This window comes from Truepera radiovictrix DSM 17093 (genome assembly GCF_000092425.1).
Lineage (GTDB): Bacteria > Deinococcota > Deinococci > Deinococcales > Trueperaceae > Truepera > Truepera radiovictrix.
This window is the reverse complement of the sequence record NC_014221.1, coordinates 1,518,561-1,538,205: the sequence shown is the minus strand read 5'-3', so window position 1 is coordinate 1,538,205 and position 19,645 is coordinate 1,518,561. Positions and strand designations below refer to the sequence as shown.

19 protein-coding genes are annotated in these 19,645 nt (G+C 66.0%); 6 read left to right on the top strand and 13 right to left on the bottom strand.

Annotated features, from left to right (window positions below; all coding sequences use genetic code 11):
- Position 1: 1 nt before the first annotated feature.
- The 11 genes from TRAD_RS07125 to TRAD_RS07075 all read right to left on the bottom strand — a co-directional run bounded on the left by TRAD_RS07125 (position 2) and on the right by TRAD_RS07075 (position 9,519).
- Entirely contained in the window at positions 2–1,972 is a 1,971-nt protein-coding gene (locus tag TRAD_RS07125) for a cellulose biosynthesis cyclic di-GMP-binding regulatory protein BcsB (RefSeq protein ID WP_185095211.1), read from the bottom strand.
- A 169-nt stretch (positions 1,973–2,141) separates the two neighbouring features.
- Positions 2,142–3,284, bottom strand: coding sequence for a M23 family metallopeptidase (locus TRAD_RS16510; RefSeq protein ID WP_013177927.1), 1,143 nt, complete (start codon positions 3,282–3,284; stop codon positions 2,142–2,144).
- A 6-nt stretch (positions 3,285–3,290) separates the two neighbouring features.
- A complete protein-coding gene (hpt, locus tag TRAD_RS07115) occupies positions 3,291–3,875 on the bottom strand; it encodes a hypoxanthine phosphoribosyltransferase (protein WP_013177926.1) in 585 nt (194 codons plus the stop codon).
- A complete protein-coding gene (locus TRAD_RS07110; protein WP_013177925.1) occupies positions 3,853–4,578 on the bottom strand; it encodes a pseudouridine synthase in 726 nt (241 codons plus the stop codon). Before TRAD_RS07110 ends, hpt begins: the two co-directional genes overlap by 23 nt.
- Entirely contained in the window at positions 4,571–5,470 is a 900-nt protein-coding gene (locus TRAD_RS07105; RefSeq protein ID WP_013177924.1) for a PhzF family phenazine biosynthesis protein, read from the bottom strand. Before TRAD_RS07105 ends, TRAD_RS07110 begins: the two co-directional genes overlap by 8 nt.
- Positions 5,471–5,977: 507 nt before the next feature.
- A complete protein-coding gene (locus tag TRAD_RS07100; RefSeq protein WP_013177923.1) occupies positions 5,978–6,247 on the bottom strand; it encodes a DUF2568 domain-containing protein in 270 nt (89 codons plus the stop codon).
- Positions 6,248–6,404: 157 nt separating this feature from the next.
- Positions 6,405–6,713 carry a HigA family addiction module antitoxin gene (locus TRAD_RS07095; RefSeq protein ID WP_013177922.1) on the bottom strand — a complete coding sequence of 103 codons (309 nt, stop codon included), beginning with the start codon at positions 6,711–6,713 and terminating at the stop codon, positions 6,405–6,407.
- Between the two features lie 15 nt (positions 6,714–6,728).
- Entirely contained in the window at positions 6,729–7,010 is a 282-nt protein-coding gene (locus tag TRAD_RS07090; protein WP_041947734.1) for a type II toxin-antitoxin system RelE/ParE family toxin, read from the bottom strand.
- Positions 7,011–7,190: 180 nt separating this feature from the next.
- Positions 7,191–7,451, bottom strand: a complete 261-nt coding sequence (locus TRAD_RS07085; RefSeq protein ID WP_013177920.1) for a DUF4160 domain-containing protein — start codon at positions 7,449–7,451, stop codon at positions 7,191–7,193.
- On the bottom strand, positions 7,444–7,737 hold the full coding sequence (locus TRAD_RS07080; RefSeq protein ID WP_013177919.1) for a DUF2442 domain-containing protein: 294 nt from the start codon (positions 7,735–7,737) through the stop codon (positions 7,444–7,446). Before TRAD_RS07080 ends, TRAD_RS07085 begins: the two co-directional genes overlap by 8 nt.
- A 132-nt stretch (positions 7,738–7,869) precedes the next feature.
- A complete protein-coding gene (locus TRAD_RS07075) occupies positions 7,870–9,519 on the bottom strand; it encodes a hypothetical protein (RefSeq protein WP_221401678.1) in 1,650 nt (549 codons plus the stop codon).
- 238 nt (positions 9,520–9,757) lie between these two features.
- Here TRAD_RS07075 and TRAD_RS16800 point away from each other — a divergent pair, with 238 nt between their 5' ends.
- A complete protein-coding gene (locus tag TRAD_RS16800; RefSeq protein WP_083770752.1) occupies positions 9,758–10,171 on the top strand; it encodes a phage integrase N-terminal SAM-like domain-containing protein in 414 nt (137 codons plus the stop codon).
- A gap of 384 nt (positions 10,172–10,555) precedes the next feature.
- Here the strand turns inward: TRAD_RS16800 and TRAD_RS07070 are convergent, their stop codons facing one another.
- Entirely contained in the window at positions 10,556–11,239 is a 684-nt protein-coding gene (locus TRAD_RS07070) for a TetR/AcrR family transcriptional regulator C-terminal domain-containing protein (RefSeq protein WP_013177916.1), read from the bottom strand.
- Positions 11,240–11,350: 111 nt separating this feature from the next.
- On the opposite strand from TRAD_RS07070, the gene TRAD_RS16315 reads away from it, so the two are divergent.
- Positions 11,351–11,515 (top strand): hypothetical protein, encoded by a 165-nt coding sequence (locus TRAD_RS16315; RefSeq protein ID WP_013177915.1) that lies wholly within the window; start codon positions 11,351–11,353, stop codon positions 11,513–11,515.
- A gap of 179 nt (positions 11,516–11,694) precedes the next feature.
- Here the strand turns inward: TRAD_RS16315 and tnpA are convergent, their stop codons facing one another.
- Positions 11,695–12,123: an IS200/IS605 family transposase gene (gene tnpA / locus TRAD_RS07065; protein ID WP_013177059.1), complete on the bottom strand. Its 429-nt coding sequence runs from the start codon at positions 12,121–12,123 to the stop codon at positions 11,695–11,697.
- Positions 12,124–12,189: 66 nt separating this feature from the next.
- On the opposite strand from tnpA, the gene TRAD_RS07060 reads away from it, so the two are divergent.
- The 4 genes from TRAD_RS07060 (at position 12,190) to treS (ending at position 19,623) form a co-directional block, all read left to right on the top strand.
- Positions 12,190–12,678: a DUF6326 family protein gene (locus TRAD_RS07060; RefSeq protein ID WP_041947184.1), complete on the top strand. Its 489-nt coding sequence runs from the start codon at positions 12,190–12,192 to the stop codon at positions 12,676–12,678.
- Positions 12,679–12,730: 52 nt separating this feature from the next.
- On the top strand, positions 12,731–13,876 hold the full coding sequence (locus tag TRAD_RS07055) for an NAD(P)-dependent alcohol dehydrogenase (protein WP_221401677.1): 1,146 nt from the start codon (positions 12,731–12,733) through the stop codon (positions 13,874–13,876).
- 327 nt (positions 13,877–14,203) lie between these two features.
- A complete protein-coding gene (locus tag TRAD_RS07050; RefSeq protein WP_013177912.1) occupies positions 14,204–16,186 on the top strand; it encodes an alpha-1,4-glucan--maltose-1-phosphate maltosyltransferase in 1,983 nt (660 codons plus the stop codon).
- A gap of 32 nt (positions 16,187–16,218) precedes the next feature.
- On the top strand, positions 16,219–19,623 hold the full coding sequence (treS, locus tag TRAD_RS07045) for a maltose alpha-D-glucosyltransferase (protein WP_013177911.1): 3,405 nt from the start codon (positions 16,219–16,221) through the stop codon (positions 19,621–19,623).
- Positions 19,624–19,645 lie beyond the last annotated feature (22 nt).

Genomic DNA, 19,645 nt, shown 5'->3' with positions numbered 1-19,645 from the left:
CTCAGGTTGGCGGCCTCGCCTTGCCGCGGCGCACGACGAGCGGGTAGAGCGAGACGAGGAGCGCGAGGGCGAGCGCGGCGAGCCCGAGGTAGATCAGGGAGCGGTAGCGCACCCACATCGCCTCGGGGGGCTCGGGCAAGGGGGTGAGGCGCAGGTCGCTTGCCAGGCGCAGCGTCGTGACGGGTTCGGCGGCGCCGCGCAGCGCGACGTCGCCGGCGAGGCCGTACCAGCCGTCGTCGCGCAAGACGTCCTCGACGAGCGCGGCGCGCAGGTCCTCGGCCGCCCCCGACGACTGGCCGAGGAGCAGCGTCGGCGCGCCCCCGCGCCGGAACGCCTGGAGCGAGGCGAACGCGTCCGCCGGTTCGAAGCTGACCAGCAGCGGCCCCGAGGGGTCGCTGAGGCGAAACCCGGGGCTCTGCAAGGGGGCGCCGAGCGCGGCGCTCAGCGCGCTCCCCGCGTCGCCGACCGCGAGCAGCGGCGCCGCCACCTCCGTTTCGGTCACCAAGACGGGCTCGAGCGCCGCGCGGGTGGTCGCCTGCAGCGCCCCGACAAGCTGCGCGGCGAGCGCTACGGCGTCGTGCTCGAGGGTCTCCAAAAAGACCGCAAAGCGCGGCAAGAGGGCCTGCGGAAAGCTCGCGAACCCGTCTCCGAGCGCCCCGCGCGTGACGCTAAGCGCCGAGTCCGGCTCGACGGTGACGCTGAGGGGCAGCGCGCCGCGGCTGCAGTCGCCGCCCGCGGCGCGGTAAGCAAGGCGCAGCTCGAGGGTGTTGTCGCGCGCGAGCGCCCCGCGCGGGAGCTCAAACCACGTGTCGAAACGCGTGCCAGCGAGGGGCGCGCTCGTCACCTGACGGCCGTTGAGAAAGACCTGCAGGTAGCCCTCCCCCTCCGCGACGGGGCTATGCTGGAGGCGCAAACGCACCCCGAGCGGCACCGCGTCCGGTCCGAGGTCGGCGAGCGCAAAGGTGTAGGCGGTCGCGAGCGCGCCGCTGCCCTCGAGCACCACCGGGCCGTAACCGAGGTCGCCAAAGCGCACCTGTGCCCCCAGCTCGGCGCTTGCGTGCAGCTCGAACGCCTCGCGCGTGAGCGTCTGCGCCACCAGCCCCTGCGTGACGGGCGCCGCCGAAAGCGGCGGCAGGGCAAACAGCTGCGCCGCCTCCCGGGTGCCGCCCAACAGCAGCACCACGCCGCCGCCCGGCGGGGAGGCGAGCAGCGCCCCGACGCCCTCGTGCCACACCACCACGCGCTCCCAGACGCCCGCAGGGGGCAGCGCCGCGGATGGGTCCGCGTAGCGCGCCACGCGCAGCTCGGGGCGCACGCCGGGGTAGCGCCGGGGCAAGTACGCCGCGAGCATCAGCGCCATCTGCGCCGCGCTCTCGGAGAGCGTCTCGGGGAGGTAGAGGGAGACGCGCTCGAGGTAGGGGGGGAAAAAGGCGCTGAGCTGCGCCGGCTCGAGCGGCGTCCCCGCGAAGTAGACGCGGCTCTCGGGGGCGACGAAAAGGCGGTGCAACGCCTCGGCGGCGCAGCGGTCGGTCCCCGCAAGGACCATCTCGAGCCGCAGCGCGACCCCGCCCGCGCGCACCTCGGCGCCCTCTAGGGGCAGCAGGGCGACCCGCTCCTCTTTCGGTAGCGGCGCCTGGGCGAGCACGCGCCCCCCGCTGACGACCCGCACGTACCCCTCGGGGAGCCCAGGGCTCGGCAGGAGGTGCAGCGCGAGCGTCTCGGGGCGGAGACCGGGGTTGACCGGTACGAAGAGCTCGCGGCTCGCCCCGAGGCCCGCGAGCTCGAAACCCTCGGTGAGCCCCAGCTGGCGCAGCGCGAGCGCCACGGGCGTCGCGGGGCGCTCGCGCGGTGGCTCGAGCGTCGCCGACCAGGGCGCCGGCGGCTCGGCCTGCGTAGCGCCGCCTCGGGTCAGCCAGGGGTTTTCGAGGAGGGCCGCCCCGTCACCCCCTGCGGGGCCTTGGCAACTCGTCACGAGGGCTGCGACAAGCGCCGCGACACCCATGTATCGTCTTAACCATCTCACAGCGACCTCAACATCTCGCCCCCAGCCGCTGTACGCTACCTCAGGCGCGAAAACGGGTCGCTTAGGTTTTTCACATAGCAGCGCCGCCGGGTCGGGCCACCCACCGGCGACGAAGCGTCTAGGGGAGCAGCCTGCCGACCCACGCCAGCGGGTCGGTCGGGACGGCGTTGACCCGCATCTCCCAGTGCAGGTGTGGCCCCGTCGCGAGGCCCGTGCTGCCGACCTCGCCGATGCGCTCGCCGCGCCGCACCCGCTGTCCGGGCGTCACCACCATGACCGCCTGGTGAAAGTAGAGGCTCGACACCCCCCCGCCGTGGTCGATCACCGTGAGCCCCCCTTTGATGGGGTAAAACCCCGTCAGGAGCACCACGCCGTCGTTCGTGGCGACGATCGGCGTACCCTGCGGAGCGGCGATGTCGGCGCCTTGGTGAAAGGAGACCGCGCCGCTTACGGCGTAGCGGCGCGGCAGACCGAACGCGCTCGTGTTCACCCCTTCGGTCGGCAGGATAAAGGGCTCGCGCCAGAGGGGGTCGGGGGCGGCGCCGCGGTAGGCCTCCCGGAGCGCGGCGGCCTCGGCTTCGCGGTTCTCGTCGCTGAGGGCGCCCAGCGCCTCGGGGGTGAGCCCGAGCTCCTGGACGGGGCGCGCCTCGGCGGCGACCTCGAGCGCGCGCTTTAGCGTGCGCTCCCGCCCGAAGGGGTCGCGCACGACGACCTCGACGTCAAGCGTACCCGCCGCGCTCAGGGGCACCGCCCCGAGCGCGACGACCGAGCGCCCCGCGCCGCCCTCAACAGCGTCTGCGGCAAAGGTCGGCAGCGCCTCGCCGCCGAGGCGCACGCTCACGACCTCCGCTGGCGGCTCCGGCAGCGTCACGCGCACGCTGACGGGGTCGCCCGCGCGTGCCCGTTCGGTCACGTGGAGCTCGGCCGCAGGGGCGCCCACGCCGGTGACGGTGTAGGCGACGCGCGTTTCGTTGCCCGCGCCGTCCGTGGCCGTGACCACGAGCGCGTGCTCGCCGGGTCGCACCCGGAGGACGAAGAGGTTTTGCACCACCGCCTCCCAGGTCTCGCCGCCATAAGCGAGGGTGTAGGCGACGGGTTCGCTCGCCGAGAAGCGGACCGTCAACGGCTCCCCCGCCGGGGCGCGCGCGGGCACCTCGCCGTGGATCTCGGGCGGCACCCGGTCCAACCACCCCTGCGCGAGCGCCGACGCGGCGAGCGCGAGGGCGGCGCAGCTCACCAAAAGCGCGCGGCGCAGCCTCACGCCCCCCTATCCCTCCTCGGTCACCTGCGAGGTCACAAAGGGCAGGTTGCGGTAGCGGTGCGCGACGTCGAGGCCGTAGCCGTAGACGAAGGCGTCCTCGATGGAGAACCCCACGTAGTCGACGGGCACCTCTACGAGCCGCCGCGAGGGTTTGGAGAGGAGCGCCGCCACCTTTACCGACAGCGGCCTGCGCCCCTGCAGGTAACCGAGCAGGTACTGCATGGTCAGGCCCGTGTCGACGATGTCTTCGACCAAGATGACGTGTTTGTTCTTGAGCGACTGGTCGAGGTCCTTGGTGAGCCGCACCTCGCCGGAGGTCGCCGTGCGCGAGCCGTAGGAGGACACCGCCATAAAGTCGGTGGTCAGGGGCAGGTCGATCGCCCGCACGAGGTCGGCCATAAAGATAAAGGCGCCGTTAAGCACGCAAATCAGGTGCAGCGGCTCGCCGGCGGCGTCTTTGGGCCGGTAGTCCGCGGTGATCTGCGCGCCCAGTTCGGCGACGCGCGCGGCGATCTCGGCTCTAGAGAGCTGCACGCTGCCCGCGCCGGGGCGGAAGATGGTGGGGGGATTATGGGGATCGCTTGTCGGCACGGTCTCGAGTATAGCCCAGCTGCGCGAGCTCGGCGTCCGAGAGCCGCCGCAGCTCGCCCGGCCGCATCGCCCCCAGGCTCAGGCCGCCGATACGGGTCCGCAGAAGCCGCGTCACCTCACAGCCGAGCGCCGCTAACATCCGCCGCACCTGGCGGTTGCGCCCCTCGCTCAACACGAGCGTGCACCCCCCCGGTGCGGCGCGGGCGCGCCGCGCTCTCGCGGGGCCGTCCTCGAGCGCGACGCCGCGCTCGAGCCGCCGCAGGGCTTCGGGACCGGGGACGGGCTCGCACCACACGCGGTACGTCTTTTCGTGGCCGTAGCGCGGGTGGGTGAGCGTCAGCGTCAGCTCGCCGTCGGTGGTGAGGAGCAGCAGCCCCTCGGAGTCGGCGTCGAGCCGCCCGACGGGGTGAAGCCCCGGCACCCGCGCCGAAGGCGGTACGAGCTGCAGCACCGTCACGCGGCCGCGGTCGTCGGTGACCGCCGAGATCACCCCTTTGGGTTTGTAGAGCGCGTAGGTCACGTGCGCTGCGGGCGGCGCGACCCGCTCCCCGCGCACCCGCACCTCGTCGCCCGCCGCCACGCGCTGCCCGAGCTCGGCCCGCACCCCGTTGACGGTGACCGCGCCCGAGAGGATGAGCGCTTCGGCCTTGCGGCGGCTCGCCACCCCGGCGCGGGCCAGAAACTTCTGCAGCCGCTCACTCACCGTCCTCACCCGCCAAAAAGAGCCGCCCCTCGCCCACGCGCACCGCCGCCCCACCGACGGCGACCGCGACGCCCTCTGGCGTCCGGCGAAGGCGCACGAAGAGCTCGCTCGGCCGCCCCATCTCGAGCCCCTGATGGCTGACGAACGCGGCCTCTGCACCCCGCAGGAGGTCGGTGTGGGCCGCCAGGTACGCCGCGAGCGGCCCGTGCGCGCTGCCCGTGGCGGGGTCCTCGCGAACGCCCAAAGCCTCCCCGAACATCCGGGCGCGCACCCGCACCCCCGGCGCCCCCGCGTTTTGGGTAAAAGCGAAGACCCCGACGGGTGCGCCGCCCAGCACCTCCGCGAGGGCAGCGTGCGAGGGCGTCACCGCCGCGAGCGCCTCTAGCGACGCCACCGGCACGAGCAGAAAGGGGTTACCTGCGCTGCCGAGCTGCACGGGGAGGTCCCGCTCGAGCGCCGCCACGCCAAGCCCCAGCGCCCGCGCCACCGCGCCCTTGTCGAAGGTCTCCCCCAGCACCGGCACCCCCTGGTCCATCCAGACGCGCGCCAACGCGTCGCCGCGGCGCTCGAGGCGCATCTCGGTGGGGCCCGCTTGAAGCTCGAGGGTGACGCGCTCGCGGTCTCGGAAAAGCCCGCGCTGGTAGAGCGCGTAGACCGTCCCGACGCTCGGGTGCCCCGCCGTGGGCAGCTCGGTCGTCGGTGTAAAGAAGCGCGCCCGCACGTCGCACGTCGCCGAGGGCAGCACGAAGCTCGTCTCGGAGAGGTTGAGTTCGCGCGCCACGGCCTGCATCTGCGCGTCACTGAGGCCGCGGGCGTCTCTGACCACCGCGAGCGGGTTGCCCGTCAAGGGGCGCGTGGTGAACACATCGAGGAGGTCGTAAGGGAGCTCCATGCGGTACTTTACGCCACATCCGCCACGTTCCTCGGCTATAACGCCAGACAGTCAGCCACATGCGGCCCACCGAGCCCCCTCTAGCCGCATCTTTCAAGTCAAGCCGGCGCGCGCACACCGGCCATCAGCACGCGCATGAGCGGCACGAACAAAAGCGCGCCGAAGACACCTTCAGCACGGCCCTTGGCTCAATAGCGCCGCGGTCACGGGCACTAGCCCGGCGCCTAGTGGCGCTAACCGTGTAGCCGAGCGCGGCTCCCCCCGAGCCGGTCGAGGTTGCGTTTAAAGGGTTCGTCGCCGCCATTGCAAAGCGGGCTCGTCATCTTCGTTGGCCTAGAAGAAAAATCTATAAGGGCCTAGACGCAAGCTCGTAGGCACACAGTCATTTTAGGGCATGACGTGTTCTCGCGTGAGCTGCGCGCCTTCAGGTTGATTCTACCGCGTGCGCGTCAGCTTGATGCGCTTGTTGGACAGCAGGCCCGGGCTCGAGCGGGTCTCGCGGTGCCGCTACCACTGACTCCAAGCGAACCCGAGAGCTACATGCAGCACGACAGAAACGCCCGTAGCGACGGCAAGACCGGGCTGACCCGAGCGGTAGAGCGCTAGCGCCGCCAGGAGGAACAGGACCAGCGAGAGCAGGACCGGCAGTCCAATTGCCAACACCCAACGGATGATCGCGTGGTCCGTGACCCGGAACCCGAAGTAGGCGAAAGCGGCAAGCGTCGCGAGCTCCAGTGCGAACGCAAGTGTGAGATTCGGACTGGCGAGCACCTGCATCCGAGCCCCTCCGCCGATTCTTAACGACCCGTGTCTGCCCAACGTATAAGCTCAGGGGCGCAGCCTAGACGGATAAACCGGGGTATCCCTGGGTCCACGACAAAGTTCGGGCGACGCGCGGCTGTGTCCCCCTGCAGCGTGTAGTTAGCCGGCGCGTTTATCCGTGACTTGCGTGAACAGCGTGTACTTCGCGCTCGAGCCTGTCACCAAGCATGTCTAACGTCACATCGAGGTCATAATCCGTCTGGAGCCCCAGCCAGAACTGAGGCGACGTCCCAAAAAAGCGGGCAAGTCTCAACGCAGTATCCGCGGTGATACCGCGCTTACCGAGAACGATCTCGTTGATCCGCCGCGCCGGCACGCCGATACTGAGCGCCAGGCGATTCTGGCTGATCTCCATAGGCTTCAAAAACTCCTCTAAGAGGACCTCGCCAGGATGTACAGGTGCGAGCTTTTCTTCACTCATGGCTGCCTCCTTTCGCTAATGATAATCCACAATTTCAACGTTGTAAGCGTCACCGTCATGCCACTCAAAGCAGATACGCCACTGATCGTTGATGCGGATGCTGTACTCTCCTGCTCGGTTACCACTTAGCTTTTCGAGTCGGTTGGCAGGGGGGATACGTAGGTCAGCAAGCGTTTGGGCGTTGCTAAGCATGCGAAGCTTTCGATAGGCGACTTGTTGAATGTCCTGCGGGAGTTTCCGCGAGCGCTGGCGGGAGAAGACCTTTTGGGCTTCCTGATCCCTGAAGGACTTGATCACAATCCGGATCATAACGAGGCATGTTAAACGTCAAGCGTTATAGGACCGATGCTCTCAGCAGCAGTGCCAGCTAACGGTCTGCGTTTCAGTCGCCCCTCTGTCAAGGATAGCGGAAAGGGAGCGCTCGGTCACAGAAGACACCGAGAAGTCGGCTGCAAACGCTGGTTATGTGCCGTTCCATCACGGTAGTGGGGCGATCTTAACAAGAGGCTCAGCCTTTCGCGCCCGTTCCCACGTCGCCAAAAGCTCGTCCTGGTGAAGAGCCGCCCACTCTGTAACTAATCCCAGGGCTCTGGGCGGCAGTTTGCCTGCGATCACCGCCAGCGTCGCAATATTGATGAGCGCTTCATGATCACCGTAGAAGGCGTGGAAGTGAGGTGGCGTATGGTCGTTAAAGTACATCTTGATGATGATGCCGTAGAAGCGGCTTATCTCAGGCATCCACGTGTTCAGTTCTCAGGCTTGCGAAAACCTCTTCCGGTCGTTTGCCGCTGAGCTCCAGGTAAAGGGCATCGGCACACAGATCGATGTCATCACCCCAGGCAAGCTCACCGTGAGGCCCAATGACAACCTGCTCAAACCTGCGATAGTCGTTCCAGAGTTTAAAGACACCCTTGCCTACAAGCTGAGAGAGGTCGACTTCGCCCACCACACCGTCGTCATAGTGCAGCCAAAGCTTGTAGTCAGGGAGTGCTCTGACCTCGATGAGGTTGGCAATGACGCTCATACGATTAGTTTACTCCGTTTTTAGCCCGGTACAGTCATGGTACGCGAAGGCACATAACGACAAAACTCACCCGGCGCCATGTAGCGCAACGGAATGGCAGTCAGGTGGAGCGTCTTGTTGGGCGGCAATCCACTATGGCATCCACGTTTCTATGCTCTCAAGCTCGTCAGCGACTTGTAAGCAAACATGCTGAAAGTGACTAGCAAAGGATTCATGCTCGGTCAAAGCATCCTGAGCCAACTGGTGGGCCCCACTGCCGCCCGCATGCCCCTTGGCTTTTGAGCGCAAGAGCTGGACTGTTCGCAAGCCGGCCAGCTTCTCAACCCCTGTTCCGGTCTTACTCAAAAGCTTTTCGAGCAACGCGATCGTCTTGTCTTCCATTTCGTATGGAACTTGCGCTTTATCGAGTCGGGCTCGGATCTCTTTTGTTTCAAAGCCCTCGATAACCAACTTTGCAAGGTCCATGAATGCCTCAGCCCATTCATCGCGACTCTCCGTTAGAGGTGTATTCACACGCTCAAGCAGCTTCTCATCCCGAAGCGTCCACCATACAACCTTGTCATCGTGCCAGCGCCGCACGATAGACAGGACCTTCTGCAGCGGCTGTACGAAGTTCACAAACTCGCCCTTGAAATCATTGATGAAGGCGCGTTCGGAGATACTGGCTTTCGGCGGCTCGTTGTAGGAGAGCCAGTGCAACTGCTCCTCGTACGGAAGGCGGCGCAAGTAGCAGATGTAAGCGTGTACTTGACCCGCTTCGTTGACGTCGATTGCTGGAAGGTGCCACCCTGCCCGGCATGAGACATCACGGTCGCTCACTGTGTACTTGTCACGATCCATCTTGTACTTCAGCAGAACCTCCGGCCGGAAGAACGCAGGCGATACTTCGAACGGCAGCGCATTTTCTTTGGCCTGAAAATAGTTCGTCGTGGCCGCAGGGTCGGTGGAGATTCTCGTCACGCGCTTATTGCGCCAATCGTAGGCGATGAACTCGACGTACTGCTTGTTACTCCTTCCGAACCATCTGTCCGTCATATCCGTGAAGATAGCTTCCAGAGTACGACGAGGGCGGATGATCTGGACGCCTCGCGTGTAGGCCGCATAGCCGGGCATGACTTTCTGGCGGTAGAAGAAGTCTGGCGATTCGATGATTTCCTGCGTCGGCTCGTCTGACCAGCCAGAAAACCCGGAGCGTCGCAGCAACGTGAAATCAAACATCCTTACGAGTGAGGCATTGGACGCCGCAAGGTACTCTTCCAGCGGCTCCCACTTGAAGGAGACGAGGTCTATGTTGCTACCCTTGTCCTCGCGGCTGGTCACGGAAACAACGGGCTCAAGGTCGCCGTGTTCATTGAAGCGGCAGTAGGCCCGCTTTTCGGGACGCCAATGGATGCCTGTGAGATGTGCATATTCTTGGTGGAGTTCGTAGTAGGTGCGGCCCGGCCCAGTCCAGCCTTCAAAAGTCCGGCCGAAGATCAATTGCATGGCGTTCTCCAGAGTTTTGGTGCCTGTCCCGCTTAAGCCGCGTTCAACCCAAACGTCCTCGCGCCCACCCCCGGTTACATAGCTGGCGATTGACGTGTAAGGGTTGAAACTCCATTGCATCAGGTCTTGCTGGTCAGAAGGCTCGAGCCGCTCACTCGGAACGGCTACGGAGTGGATGAACGTGTATTCACCCGACGCATAAATGACCAGTTCATCAGCACGGGCGTTTCTACGTAGGAAGTCAAGATGTGCCTCGGCCTGTATCCACTCGGAAAAGAGTTTAGAATCCGCCGGCACTTCGTCGAGCCTAGTGATTACCTCAGTCAGCTTCTTGTGCTCGTAACTGTGCAATTTGCTTTCCTGTTAATCGACCTTCATCTTAGCGTAATAACGCTTGTGTTCACGCAATGACGCCCAACACTCCGGTCACCGTTTGTCGCCCAACTACGATTATGCCGCAGCCTGCGGCATAACGCACCCAACATGGGCGATTTCACCACGCTTGATGGGTTTGAAGTGAGCATGCTAAAGAGGTATAGGTTATTCAACAAAGACCTTTCCTTTCCTTAACACGGTTAGACAGACCATCCGCGTTAGGCGTCTGGGTTGCAGCACCGAGAAGTCCTACTTGCACTACCGTCTACAGTACATCAACCTCCATAACAGGCGTCCTTCTGAACTGTTGGGCGAGGCGGCTGCGCAAGCTTACTGGAGTCACTCGGCGCTCGACAAACCCGTTGCTGCTTCGACGCAAAACGTCGCTCGGTCAGCACCGTTGTGCTTGTGCAAGCGCTCTTGTAGAAGCGGGTCCTTAAGCGTGACATGGCAAACGTGGAAGAGGTTCGGAACAAACGTTCCAGGCAACTGCCGACGGCGCTTTCACCTTGCGCGCGAACGGCCCAAGCATCGCCCAAACAGCTTGGTCAGCCTGCACCGTCGGCACGTGTAGCGGCAACAAGTCTATCCTTCCGAGACGAACTGTCACGAGTGGAGCCCCATAAAGTGCACGCCCCGCCCGCTGCACCCCCAGCGCGCGGGGCGTGTGGGAACCCCACGTTGTTCGCAGCCATTCGGTTTTGTCCAGTTAGCCCTTGACCGCGGCACTCGGGCGACGCAAGCCCCGCTCGAGCGCCCAGCGCACGACCTGCGCCCGGTTCGCCAGCCCCGGTTTGGCGAGAGTGCGCGTCGTCTAGATCATCGGCCTTGTCGTCCGACTCGAGGTAGACAAAAGGCGCTTGCGGTTGCCTTGAGCCGCGCCCCATAAGCGGGCGCTCGCCTTCGTACCGCCTGAGCGGCGCAAAGCTTCAAAGCCCCCGGCAGGACGCCCGGGCGCTCATGGCGCGCGCAGGGTCTCCAGCGCGTCGAGAACCAGCTCCAGGCCGATCCCGAACTCGTCGGCGTAACGGTAGCCAGGCTTGAGCACGTGATCCCGCGCCACCTCCTCGAGGTGTGGGTACGCGCCGGACGGTATCAGCGCCAGCACGTCCGCCGCGACCGACGCGGCTCCCCCCGACGCGTCAAAGGGCAGGCTCAGCTCCTGCAGCACGAAACCGTAGATATAGCTATCCAAGAGCGAGTAGGCGTGCGCCGCCGCCGCGACCGAAAACCCGCCCGCTCGCAGACAGCCGAGCACCGCGTCGTGGTGGCGCAAGTTGGCGGGGCCGGGCGCGCCGCGCGACTCCATCAGGCCCAGAGCCCAGGGGTGCCGAACGAGGGCCTCTCTCGCCGAGACGGCTCGAGCGCGAAGGGCGTCCTTCCAAGCGACGTCTTGGGCGGGCAGCGCAATTTCGGCGAAGACCCGGTCGACCATCGCGTCTAGCAGGGCGTCCTTGTTGGCGACGTGATGGTAGAGCGACATCGCCTCAACACCGAGCTCCTTGGCGAGGGCGCGCATCGTGAGCTTCTGAAGGCCGTTTCGGTCGGCCAGCGCGACGGCCCGCTCCAAAACGTGCTCGCGGGTTAGCCGAGGGCGCGCGCCGGCCTCCAGATCGTCAGGCTTGTGAGTTTTGGTCGTCACACTATCTCCCCACTTGACAACCTTACACCGTAAGCCTACTATATGCCCACCTTACAGCGTAAGGCCAGACCCCGATAGGGCGTGAAGTAGGCCCGGGAAAAGGAGAAACGAGTGAGCGACCTTCAACCGATCGTGCAGGAAAACCGCGTGCTGCGCTGGGGGGGTCTGGCCGGGGTGCTGGGGAGCGTCCTCTTTATCGTCGTCTTCGTCATCGTCGGCGTCTTCGTGGAGACGGAACCTGTGGCACCCTCACGGGAGGTGATCCACCTTTGGTAGCGCTTTTGCTGTCGTTCAACTCTCGAAGCACAGCGTAGCGGCCGCAATGCTGGGCATGTCTCTCTCAACGCTTTTTACCTCACTGGGAATTGGAAAAGGACTAAAAACTAAACAACCACCGACTAAAGTCGGAGGGTTTGAAAGAGCGACTGAAAGTCGGGATACGGGTCATAGACCCGTCAGTCCTCTGTCCTGAAGTTGTCCTCTCGGGTCGGCTCGAAGTGATGCTCCAGGTAGCTCTTGATCATCTCTTCCGTGACTTGCCCCACCGTCGCACAGAAGTACCCTCTAGCCCAAAAGTGCCGCCCCCAATAACGTGCTTTTAGCTTCGGATACTCCTCGAATAGCTTGCTCGCACTTCGCCCTTTGATCCGCCGCATGATCTCACTCGGCGCCATTGTCGGCGGCGCACTCACCAGAATATGCACGTGGTCGCTACTCACCACTCCGCTCAGAATCCGTATCTCGAACGCCTCGCAGGTTTGCCGCACCAACTCCCTAACACGCTCGGCTATGTCCCCTTTCAGCACCTTGTAGCGGTACTTCGTGACCCACACAAAGTGGTACTCGATGTTGAAGACGGTATGGCTGCCATAGCGATACTCCATCCGCCAAGGCTAGCAGATGAAATCTGACCGCCTAAAGGCGGTGGTTTCAACCTTACGCTTGGAATAATGAACTCGCTTCAAAAGCCGATGACCATCCTAGAGGAGCGGCAGATCCCGGTCCAGGTGAAGCTCGCAGCAGCATGGACTAGCTTCATGTTCCTGTACGCCTACGTAGACATCATCGCCTTCTTTAAGCCCGGCGTCATCGATAATATCCTCGCCGGCAAGGTCTGGGAGTTTGGCGTCAACCAGACGCTGTTGACCACCTTCCTCGCGCTCATGGCGATCCCGATCTTTATGGTCGTGCTGTCGCTGACGCTGCCCGCCCGGGCAAACCGCCTCACGAACCTCACTGTGGCTTCGCTGCAGATCCCCTACGCCGCGTTCAACGTGGTGGGCGAGTCCTGGACGTACTTCTACGGCCTTGGCGTCGCGCTGGAAGTGATCCTTCTCGCTTTTATCCTGCGCGCCGCCTGGACCTGGCCCCGCACGACCTCACCGTCGAAGCTAGAGCCCACTGCACCCCACCGACCGCAGATCCAGATGGGACGGTAGGCGCATGGCTTCACGACGCACGCTCAGCCGCCCCTTAGGAGCAACCAACAAGGTGAACGCAACCCCGCTGCTGTCCCCTCGCGCCCCCGAGATGCCCCCCGATAGGGCGGTGCCGCGCACCCTCGAGGCTGACACGAGCAGGGCCACCCTACCGGCCACGATGAAGACAATCGTGCGCGAGCGCTACGGCTCGGCGGAGGTCTTGGAACTCAAAGATATCCCCGTGCCCCACGTGGGCGCGGGCGAGGTGCTGGTGCGGGTCGCGGCGGCGGGGCTCGGGCGGGGAGTCTGGCACCTGATGCGGGGGCGGCCGTATCTGGCGCGGCTCGCCTACGGAATTCGCAAACCTAAGAACGCGCAGTTGGGGCTCGAGCTGGCGGGCACTGTAGCGCGGGTCGGCGAGGGCGTCGTCGGCTTCGCGCCGGGAGACCGGGTGTTCGGCTTCGCCCGCGGCGCCTTCGCCGAGTATGCGGCGGCGCGCGCCGACAAGCTCGCCCACCTGCCCGAGGGCATACCGTTCGAGGTCGCGGCAGCCGTCCCCGATTCGGGCGTCACCGCCCTGCAGGCGCTGCGCGACCACGGCCGCGTGCGACCGGGGGAGCGCGTGCTCGTCCTCGGGGCGTCGGGCGGGGTCGGGACCTTTGCGGTGCCCCTCGCCAAGCACTTCGGCGCGACGGTCACGGGCGCGGCCAGCGCCGCCAAACTAGACCTGGTGCGGGAGCTTGGGGCAGACGACGTGCGCGACTACGCCGAGACCGACCTGGGCGGGCCGTATGACCTCGTGCTCGCCGTCGGTGGCAGCCTCCCCTTGGGGCAGCTCCGCCGCCTGCTCGCAGAGAGGGGCACGCTGGTCATCGTCGGGGGCGAGAGCCGCACCATGATGCGCCGCCTCCTGGGCGCCGCGCTAAAGGCACCCTTCGTGCGCCGCCGGCGGATCGTCACCTTGGTCGCGAGCGAAAACCGCCGCGACCTCGCGACCCTGCTGGGGCTGCTCTCTGCGGGAGCGCTGAGACCGACGCTGGATAGCGTCAGGCCGATTACCCGGTTGCCCGAGGCGATGCGCGACCTAGAGGCCGGGCGCGTGTGCGGCAAGGTCATCCTCGAGGTGGCCCCACCCAGCGCCGCGGCGCCCCATTCGCACAGCCCCGCTCACACAGCCCCACGCACCGCGCCCGCGGACCCCTCGGCGGGCCCTTAGAGGGTAAGCCTCTGCACCCTCGTCTCCCGCAGAGCCCTTGCGAAAGCCGGAGCCGGCCAGACGCGCCCCCGGCTTTCGCCGCGAGGAACGCACACGCGCCACCACGCGCAGTCGCCCTATGCGCGCCGTCTGGAGCCTCCTGCAGACCGGACCTGTAGCGGTAGCGGGGTGTGGCGTACGCGCGCCCGGCAGAGCTTCAGGACCTCTCGGCATCGTCCGAGAGGGCGTGGCGAGGTTGCGGCGCGACAGGGGCTCATAGCTCAAAGCCCCTACGGTGGGCCCAAGGGGGCGGTAACGTTGCGAAGGGCCCACAGGTATAGTGAAACCATGATCTCTCCCGAGCTCCCCAAAAAGTGGTCGCGAGCGCTCATCCTGGCCGTGCGCCCGAGCGTCGACGGCGGCCGCTTCCCCATCAAACGCATTACCGGCGAGGCGGTCGCGGTAAGCGCCGATATCGTCGCCGACGGTCACGAAACCGTCGCCGCCGAGGTGCTGTTTGGCCCCAAGGGCGCGCCCAAGAGCGCCGAAGAGGCCGTGCGCCTCAAGCACGTCGGCAACGACGTCTACGAGGGCTGCTTCACGGCTTCCGGCGTGGGCATGATGCGCTACCGCGTACGCGCGTGGGTGGACATGTTCGCCACCTGGCAGGCCATCTTTAAACGCCGCGTGGACGCCGGCAGCGACGAGGCGGAGCTGAGGAGCGAACTGCTCGAGGGCGCCGCTCTCCTCCAAAAAGCCGCGCGCAAAGCCAAGGGCGAGGACAAAAGGGCGCTGCAGGCCTTTATTGGGCGCTTCGAGGCGGGTGAGCACGGAGCGGCTCTGGAGCCCGAGGTGACGCGCCTCGCGAGCGTCTACGACCCGCGCGAGGGGGCGGCCGAGAGCGAACCTTTAGAGATCCTGGTCGAGCGGCCGCTCGCGCAGTTTAGCTCGTGGTACGAGTTTTTCCCGCGCTCGTTCGGTCCAGACGGCGCGCACGGCACCCTCGACGACGCCGCTAGGCACCTCGACTACGTCAAGGAGATGGGTTTCGACATCGTCTACTTGCCGCCCATTCACCCGATTGGCCGCTCGTTCCGCAAGGGCAAGGACAACAGCCCGACGGCGGGGCCCGGCGAACCCGGCTCACCTTGGGCCATCGGCAGCGAGGAGGGCGGCCACAAAGCGGTGCATCCGGAGCTAGGGGGCCTAGAGGCGTTCGACCGCTTTATGGCGCGCGCCAAGGAGCTCGGGCTCGAGGTCGCCCTCGACCTCGCCTACCAGTGCTCCCCCGACCACCCCTACGTCAAAGAGCACCCCGACTGGTTCCGGCAGCGCCCGGACGGCTCGATTCGCTACGCCGAAAACCCGCCCAAAAAGTACCAGGACATCTACCCCATCGACTTCGAGTCGGCCGACTGGAAAAACCTCTGGCAAGAGCTCCGGAGCGTGGTGGCCTTTTGGGCCGAGCGCGGGGTCAGAACCTTTAGGGTCGACAACCCGCACACCAAAGCGCTCCCCTTCTGGGGGTGGTGCTTCGCCTCGCTTCGGCAAGACTACCCCGACCTCATCTTTTTGTCCGAAGCCTTTACCCGTCCCAAACAGATGTACGCGCTCGCCAAGCTCGGCTTTTCGCAGTCGTACACCTACTTCACCTGGCGCTACAGCAAGTGGGACTTCGAGGAGTACCTTACTGAGCTCTTTCACACCGAGGTCGCCGAGTTCTACCGCCCCTCGTTCTGGCCGAACACGCCCGACATCCTGCCGCCCTACTTGAGGAGCAGAGCCTCGTTTCAGGCGCGGCTGGTCATGGCGGCGACGATGTCCTCGTCGTACGGCCTTTACGGGCCGGCGTTTGAGCTCATGGACAACGAGCCTCACGAGCTGCGCGAGGAGAACAAAAACAACGAGAAGTACGAGCTCAAGCGGTGGAACCTAGAGGACCCGAACTCGCTCAAGCCGCTCATTACCCGCGTCAACGCCATCCGCGCGGAGAACCCCGCGCTGCACGGCAACCGTTCGTTGCGCTTTCACCGCCTTGAGAACGACCAGCTGTTGGCCTACTCGAAGCGCGAGGGTGACAACCGCATCCTGGTCGTCGTCAACCTAGACGACCAGCACACCCAGGCGGGTTTCGTCGAGCTCGACCTAGGCGCCCTCGAGCTCTCCGAGCACGAACCGTTCGTCGCGCACGACCTCCTGACCGATGAGCGCTACACCTGGGAGGGCAGGCGCAACTTCGTGCAGCTCGACCCCCACCACCTCCCCGCGCACATCCTCAGGCTCTCGCCGCGCGGCGACGACGACTACGCGGCGCGCGGGCGCGCCGTCTAAACCCCGCTACCAGTATCCCACCCGAGGTCACGATGGACACCACCAGCGACACGACAACCGATGCGGTGAGCGACGCCGCGCGCGACAAGCCCACCTCCGAGCCGGCCCTCGGCCCCGGCACCGCCAACGACCCGCTCGTTAGGGACCCTTTGTGGTACAAAGACGCCGTCATCTACCAGGTCCACGTCCGCTCCTTTTTCGACGCCAACAACGACGGCTACGGCGACTTCGAGGGGTTGCGCCAGAAGCTGCCCTACCTAGAGGAGCTGGGCGTCAACACCCTCTGGCTCCTGCCCTTTTACGAGTCGCCCTTGCGCGACGACGGCTACGACATCGCCGACTACCTCAAGGTGCTCCCCGTCCACGGCAACTTAGACGACTTCAAAGCGTTTTTGGACGAAGCCCACGCGCGCGGGATGCGCGTGATTACCGAGCTCGTCTTGAACCACACCTCCGACCAGCACCCCTGGTTCCAAGAGGCGCGCCAACCCGGTTCTAAAAAGCGCGACTGGTACGTCTGGAGCGACACCGCCGAGAAGTACAAGGACGTGCGCATCATCTTTACCGACACCGAGCACTCGAACTGGACTTGGGACCCGGTCGCGGGCGCCTACTACTGGCACCGCTTCTTTAGCCACCAACCCGACCTCAACTGGGACAACCCGGAGGTCGAACGGGCGCTCCACGAGGTGCTCTTCTACTGGCTCGACATGGGCGTCGACGGGTTGCGCCTCGACGCCGTGCCCTACCTCTACGAGCGCGAAGGCACCTCCGGCGAAAACCTCCCCGAGACCCTCGACGCCATCAAGCGCCTGCGGGCGGCCATCGAGGAGCGCTACGGCCCCGGCCGCATCCTCTTGGCCGAAGCCAACCAGTGGCCCGAGGACACCCTGCCCTACTTCGGCGACCCCGAGAGCGGCGACGGGGTGCAGATGGCCTTTAACTTCCCCCTGATGCCCCGCATGTACCTAGCGCTGCGCCGCGAGAGCCGACAACCCATCGTCGAAATGCTAAGACTCACCGACGGCATCCCCGAAAGCGCGCAGTGGGCGCTATTCCTGCGTAACCACGACGAGCTCACCTTGGAGATGGTGACCGACGAAGAGCGCGACTTTATGTATAACGAGTACGCCGCCGACCGGCAGTTTCGCATCAACCTGGGGATTCGCCGCCGCCTCGCCCCGCTTCTGGGCGGTGAGCGCCGCCGCATCGAGCTGATGAACGCCCTGATGCTCTCGCTTAAAGGGAGCCCGATTATCTACTACGGCGACGAGATCGGCATGGGCGACAACACCTTTTTGGGCGACCGCAACGGGGTGCGCACCCCCATGCAGTGGAGCGCCGACCGCAACGGCGGTTTTTCGCGCGCCCCCTTCCATCAGCTTTTCTTGCCACCCATCAACGAGGGGCCCTACTCCTACGGCTTCGTCAACGTCGAGGAGGCGCAGCGGAGCGCGCACTCGCTCTACGGCTTTATGCAGCGCATCTTAAGGCTGCGCAACCAGCACGCCAAGACCTTCGGGCGGGGCAGCCTCGAGGTGTTGGAGGTCGAGAACGAGCGCGTCTTCGCCTTTTTGCGCCACTACGAGGGCGAGACGATTTTGGTCGTCGCCAACTTGTCGCGCTACGCCCAAGCCGCCTCGCTGCCCCTGCAGAGGTACGCGGGCGCGGTGCCCATCGAGCTCTTTAGCCAGGCCCCCTTCCCCGCCATCACGGACGGCGCGGGGGGCTACCCGCTCACCCTCTCGCCGCACGGGTTTTTCTGGTTCGTGCTCAAAGAGCCGGGGGAAGAGACGGGCGAGGCCGCACCCGAAGAGGAGCCCTTCGAGCGCCCCCTGCAGACGCTCAAGACGAGCGGCGGCCTCGAGACGGTCCTCGTCGACACCATGGTCCAAGGGGACGCCAAAGCGCGGCTCGAGCGCGCCCTGCCCGACTTTCTAGGGGCGCAGCGCTGGTTCGGGTCGAAGGAAAAAGCCATCGCCCGCACCAAGCTGGTCGACGCCGTGCGGCTGCAGGCCGACCCGCCCATCTACCTGACGCTGGTCCGCGTCGAGTTCGAAGACGGCTCGTTAGAGCGCTACTTCCTGCCGCTGACGCTAAAAACCGGCGAGGCGGCGCGCGCGCTCCTAGACGCCCACGGGCGCGCGGCGGTCGCGTGGCTCTCCGGCCCCAGCGGGCGCGCCCTCTTGCACGACGCGACGGCCGACGAGGGCTTCTGGCTGGCGCTCTACCGCGCGGCGCAGCGCTCCTGGCGCGGCCGCTCGCTCCAGGGGCTCTACAGCGCGGGCGCGACCCCCGGCGTGCGGCTGCCCGAGGTCGAGCACGCCACCCCCGCCGAGGTCGAACAGAGCAACTCGTCGGCCTCGTACGAGGGCAAGGTGTTCGGCAAGCTCTACCGCAAGCTCGAGGACGAGCGCAACCCCGAGCTCGAGCTGCTCAGCTACCTCACCCGCGCTGAGTTCCCCTTCGTCCCGCAGCTCCAGGGCGAGGTGCGCTTCCGCCGCGGCGAGCTGCACTTTACCCTGGGCGTCTTTCAGTCCTTTATCCCCGGCGGCGAGGACGCCTGGCGCTACGCCCTGGAGGAGAGCGCGCGCTTTTTCGGGCGCACCGCCGAAGCGACCCCGCCCGAAGGGGAGCTGCCGACGACGTTCGCCGACCCCGCCCCGGCGTGGCTCGAGGACGCCGCCGGGGAGAGCCTGCAGCTCGCCTCGCTGTTGGGGGTGCGCACCGCTGAGCTGCACGCCGTGCTCGCGCGCGCCGAGGGCGCGGCGATGGCCCCCGAGGCGGTCACCGGCGACGACCTGCGCGCGTTGGCGTCGCGCGTGCGCCGCAACGCCGAGGAGACCCTTGCGCAGCTCGAGGCGCAGGGTACGGCGCTAGACCGCACGGTGTTAGAGGCCAAGCTCGCCGCGTTGGAGGCGCTCGCCGAACAAGAGGAGCGGCTCACCTGGCAGCAGATCCGCATCCACGGCGACTACCACCTGGGCCAAGTGGTCCGCGCCGAGAGCGAGCTCTACATCCTCGACTTCGAGGGGGAACCCATCCGGCCCCTGCAGGAGCGCCGCAAACGCGACAGCGCGCTGCGCGACGTCGCCGGGATGCTGCGCTCGCTCGAGTACGCGGGCCTCATGGCGCAGCGCACCCACGCCCAAGAGACCGGCGCCGCGCAGGAGGCGACGGCGCCCTGGACGGAGCTCCTCATCCGCTGGAGCGAAGCGGTCTTTCTGGAGGCCTACTTCTCGACGGCGGGCGAGGGCGCGAGCTTTTTGCCGAGCGACCTAGAGGCGCGCGACCTGCTCTTGTGGGCGTACCAGCTCGACAAGGTCCTCTACGAGGTGCGTTACGAGCTCGGCAGCCGCCCCGATTGGGTGTGGCTGCCGCTCAAGGGGCTCGCGCGGCTGCTCGGGGCGTCCACTGCGGAGACCGGCGCGAGCTAGGGTCTGTCTGACAGAAGGGCTG

Bases quoted from the DNA above. Each gene is read 5' to 3' on its own strand.
- TRAD_RS07050 (WP_013177912.1), top strand. From the start codon at position 14,204: ATGATCTCTCCCGAGCTCCCCAAAAAGTGGTCGCGAGCGCTCATCCTG.
- TRAD_RS07080 (WP_013177919.1), bottom strand. From the start codon at position 7,737: ATGAGCGTCATTGCCAACCTCATCGAGGTCAGAGCACTCCCTGACTAC.
- TRAD_RS07085 (WP_013177920.1), bottom strand. From the start codon at position 7,451: ATGCCTGAGATAAGCCGCTTCTACGGCATCATCATCAAGATGTACTTT.
- TRAD_RS07060 (WP_041947184.1), top strand. From the start codon at position 12,190: ATGAACTCGCTTCAAAAGCCGATGACCATCCTAGAGGAGCGGCAGATC.
- treS (WP_013177911.1), top strand. From the start codon at position 16,219: ATGGACACCACCAGCGACACGACAACCGATGCGGTGAGCGACGCCGCG.
- tnpA (WP_013177059.1), bottom strand. From the start codon at position 12,123: ATGGAGTATCGCTATGGCAGCCATACCGTCTTCAACATCGAGTACCAC.
- TRAD_RS07100 (WP_013177923.1), bottom strand. From the start codon at position 6,247: ATGCAGGTGCTCGCCAGTCCGAATCTCACACTTGCGTTCGCACTGGAG.
- TRAD_RS07105 (WP_013177924.1), bottom strand. From the start codon at position 5,470: ATGGAGCTCCCTTACGACCTCCTCGATGTGTTCACCACGCGCCCCTTG.
- TRAD_RS07095 (WP_013177922.1), bottom strand. From the start codon at position 6,713: ATGAGTGAAGAAAAGCTCGCACCTGTACATCCTGGCGAGGTCCTCTTA.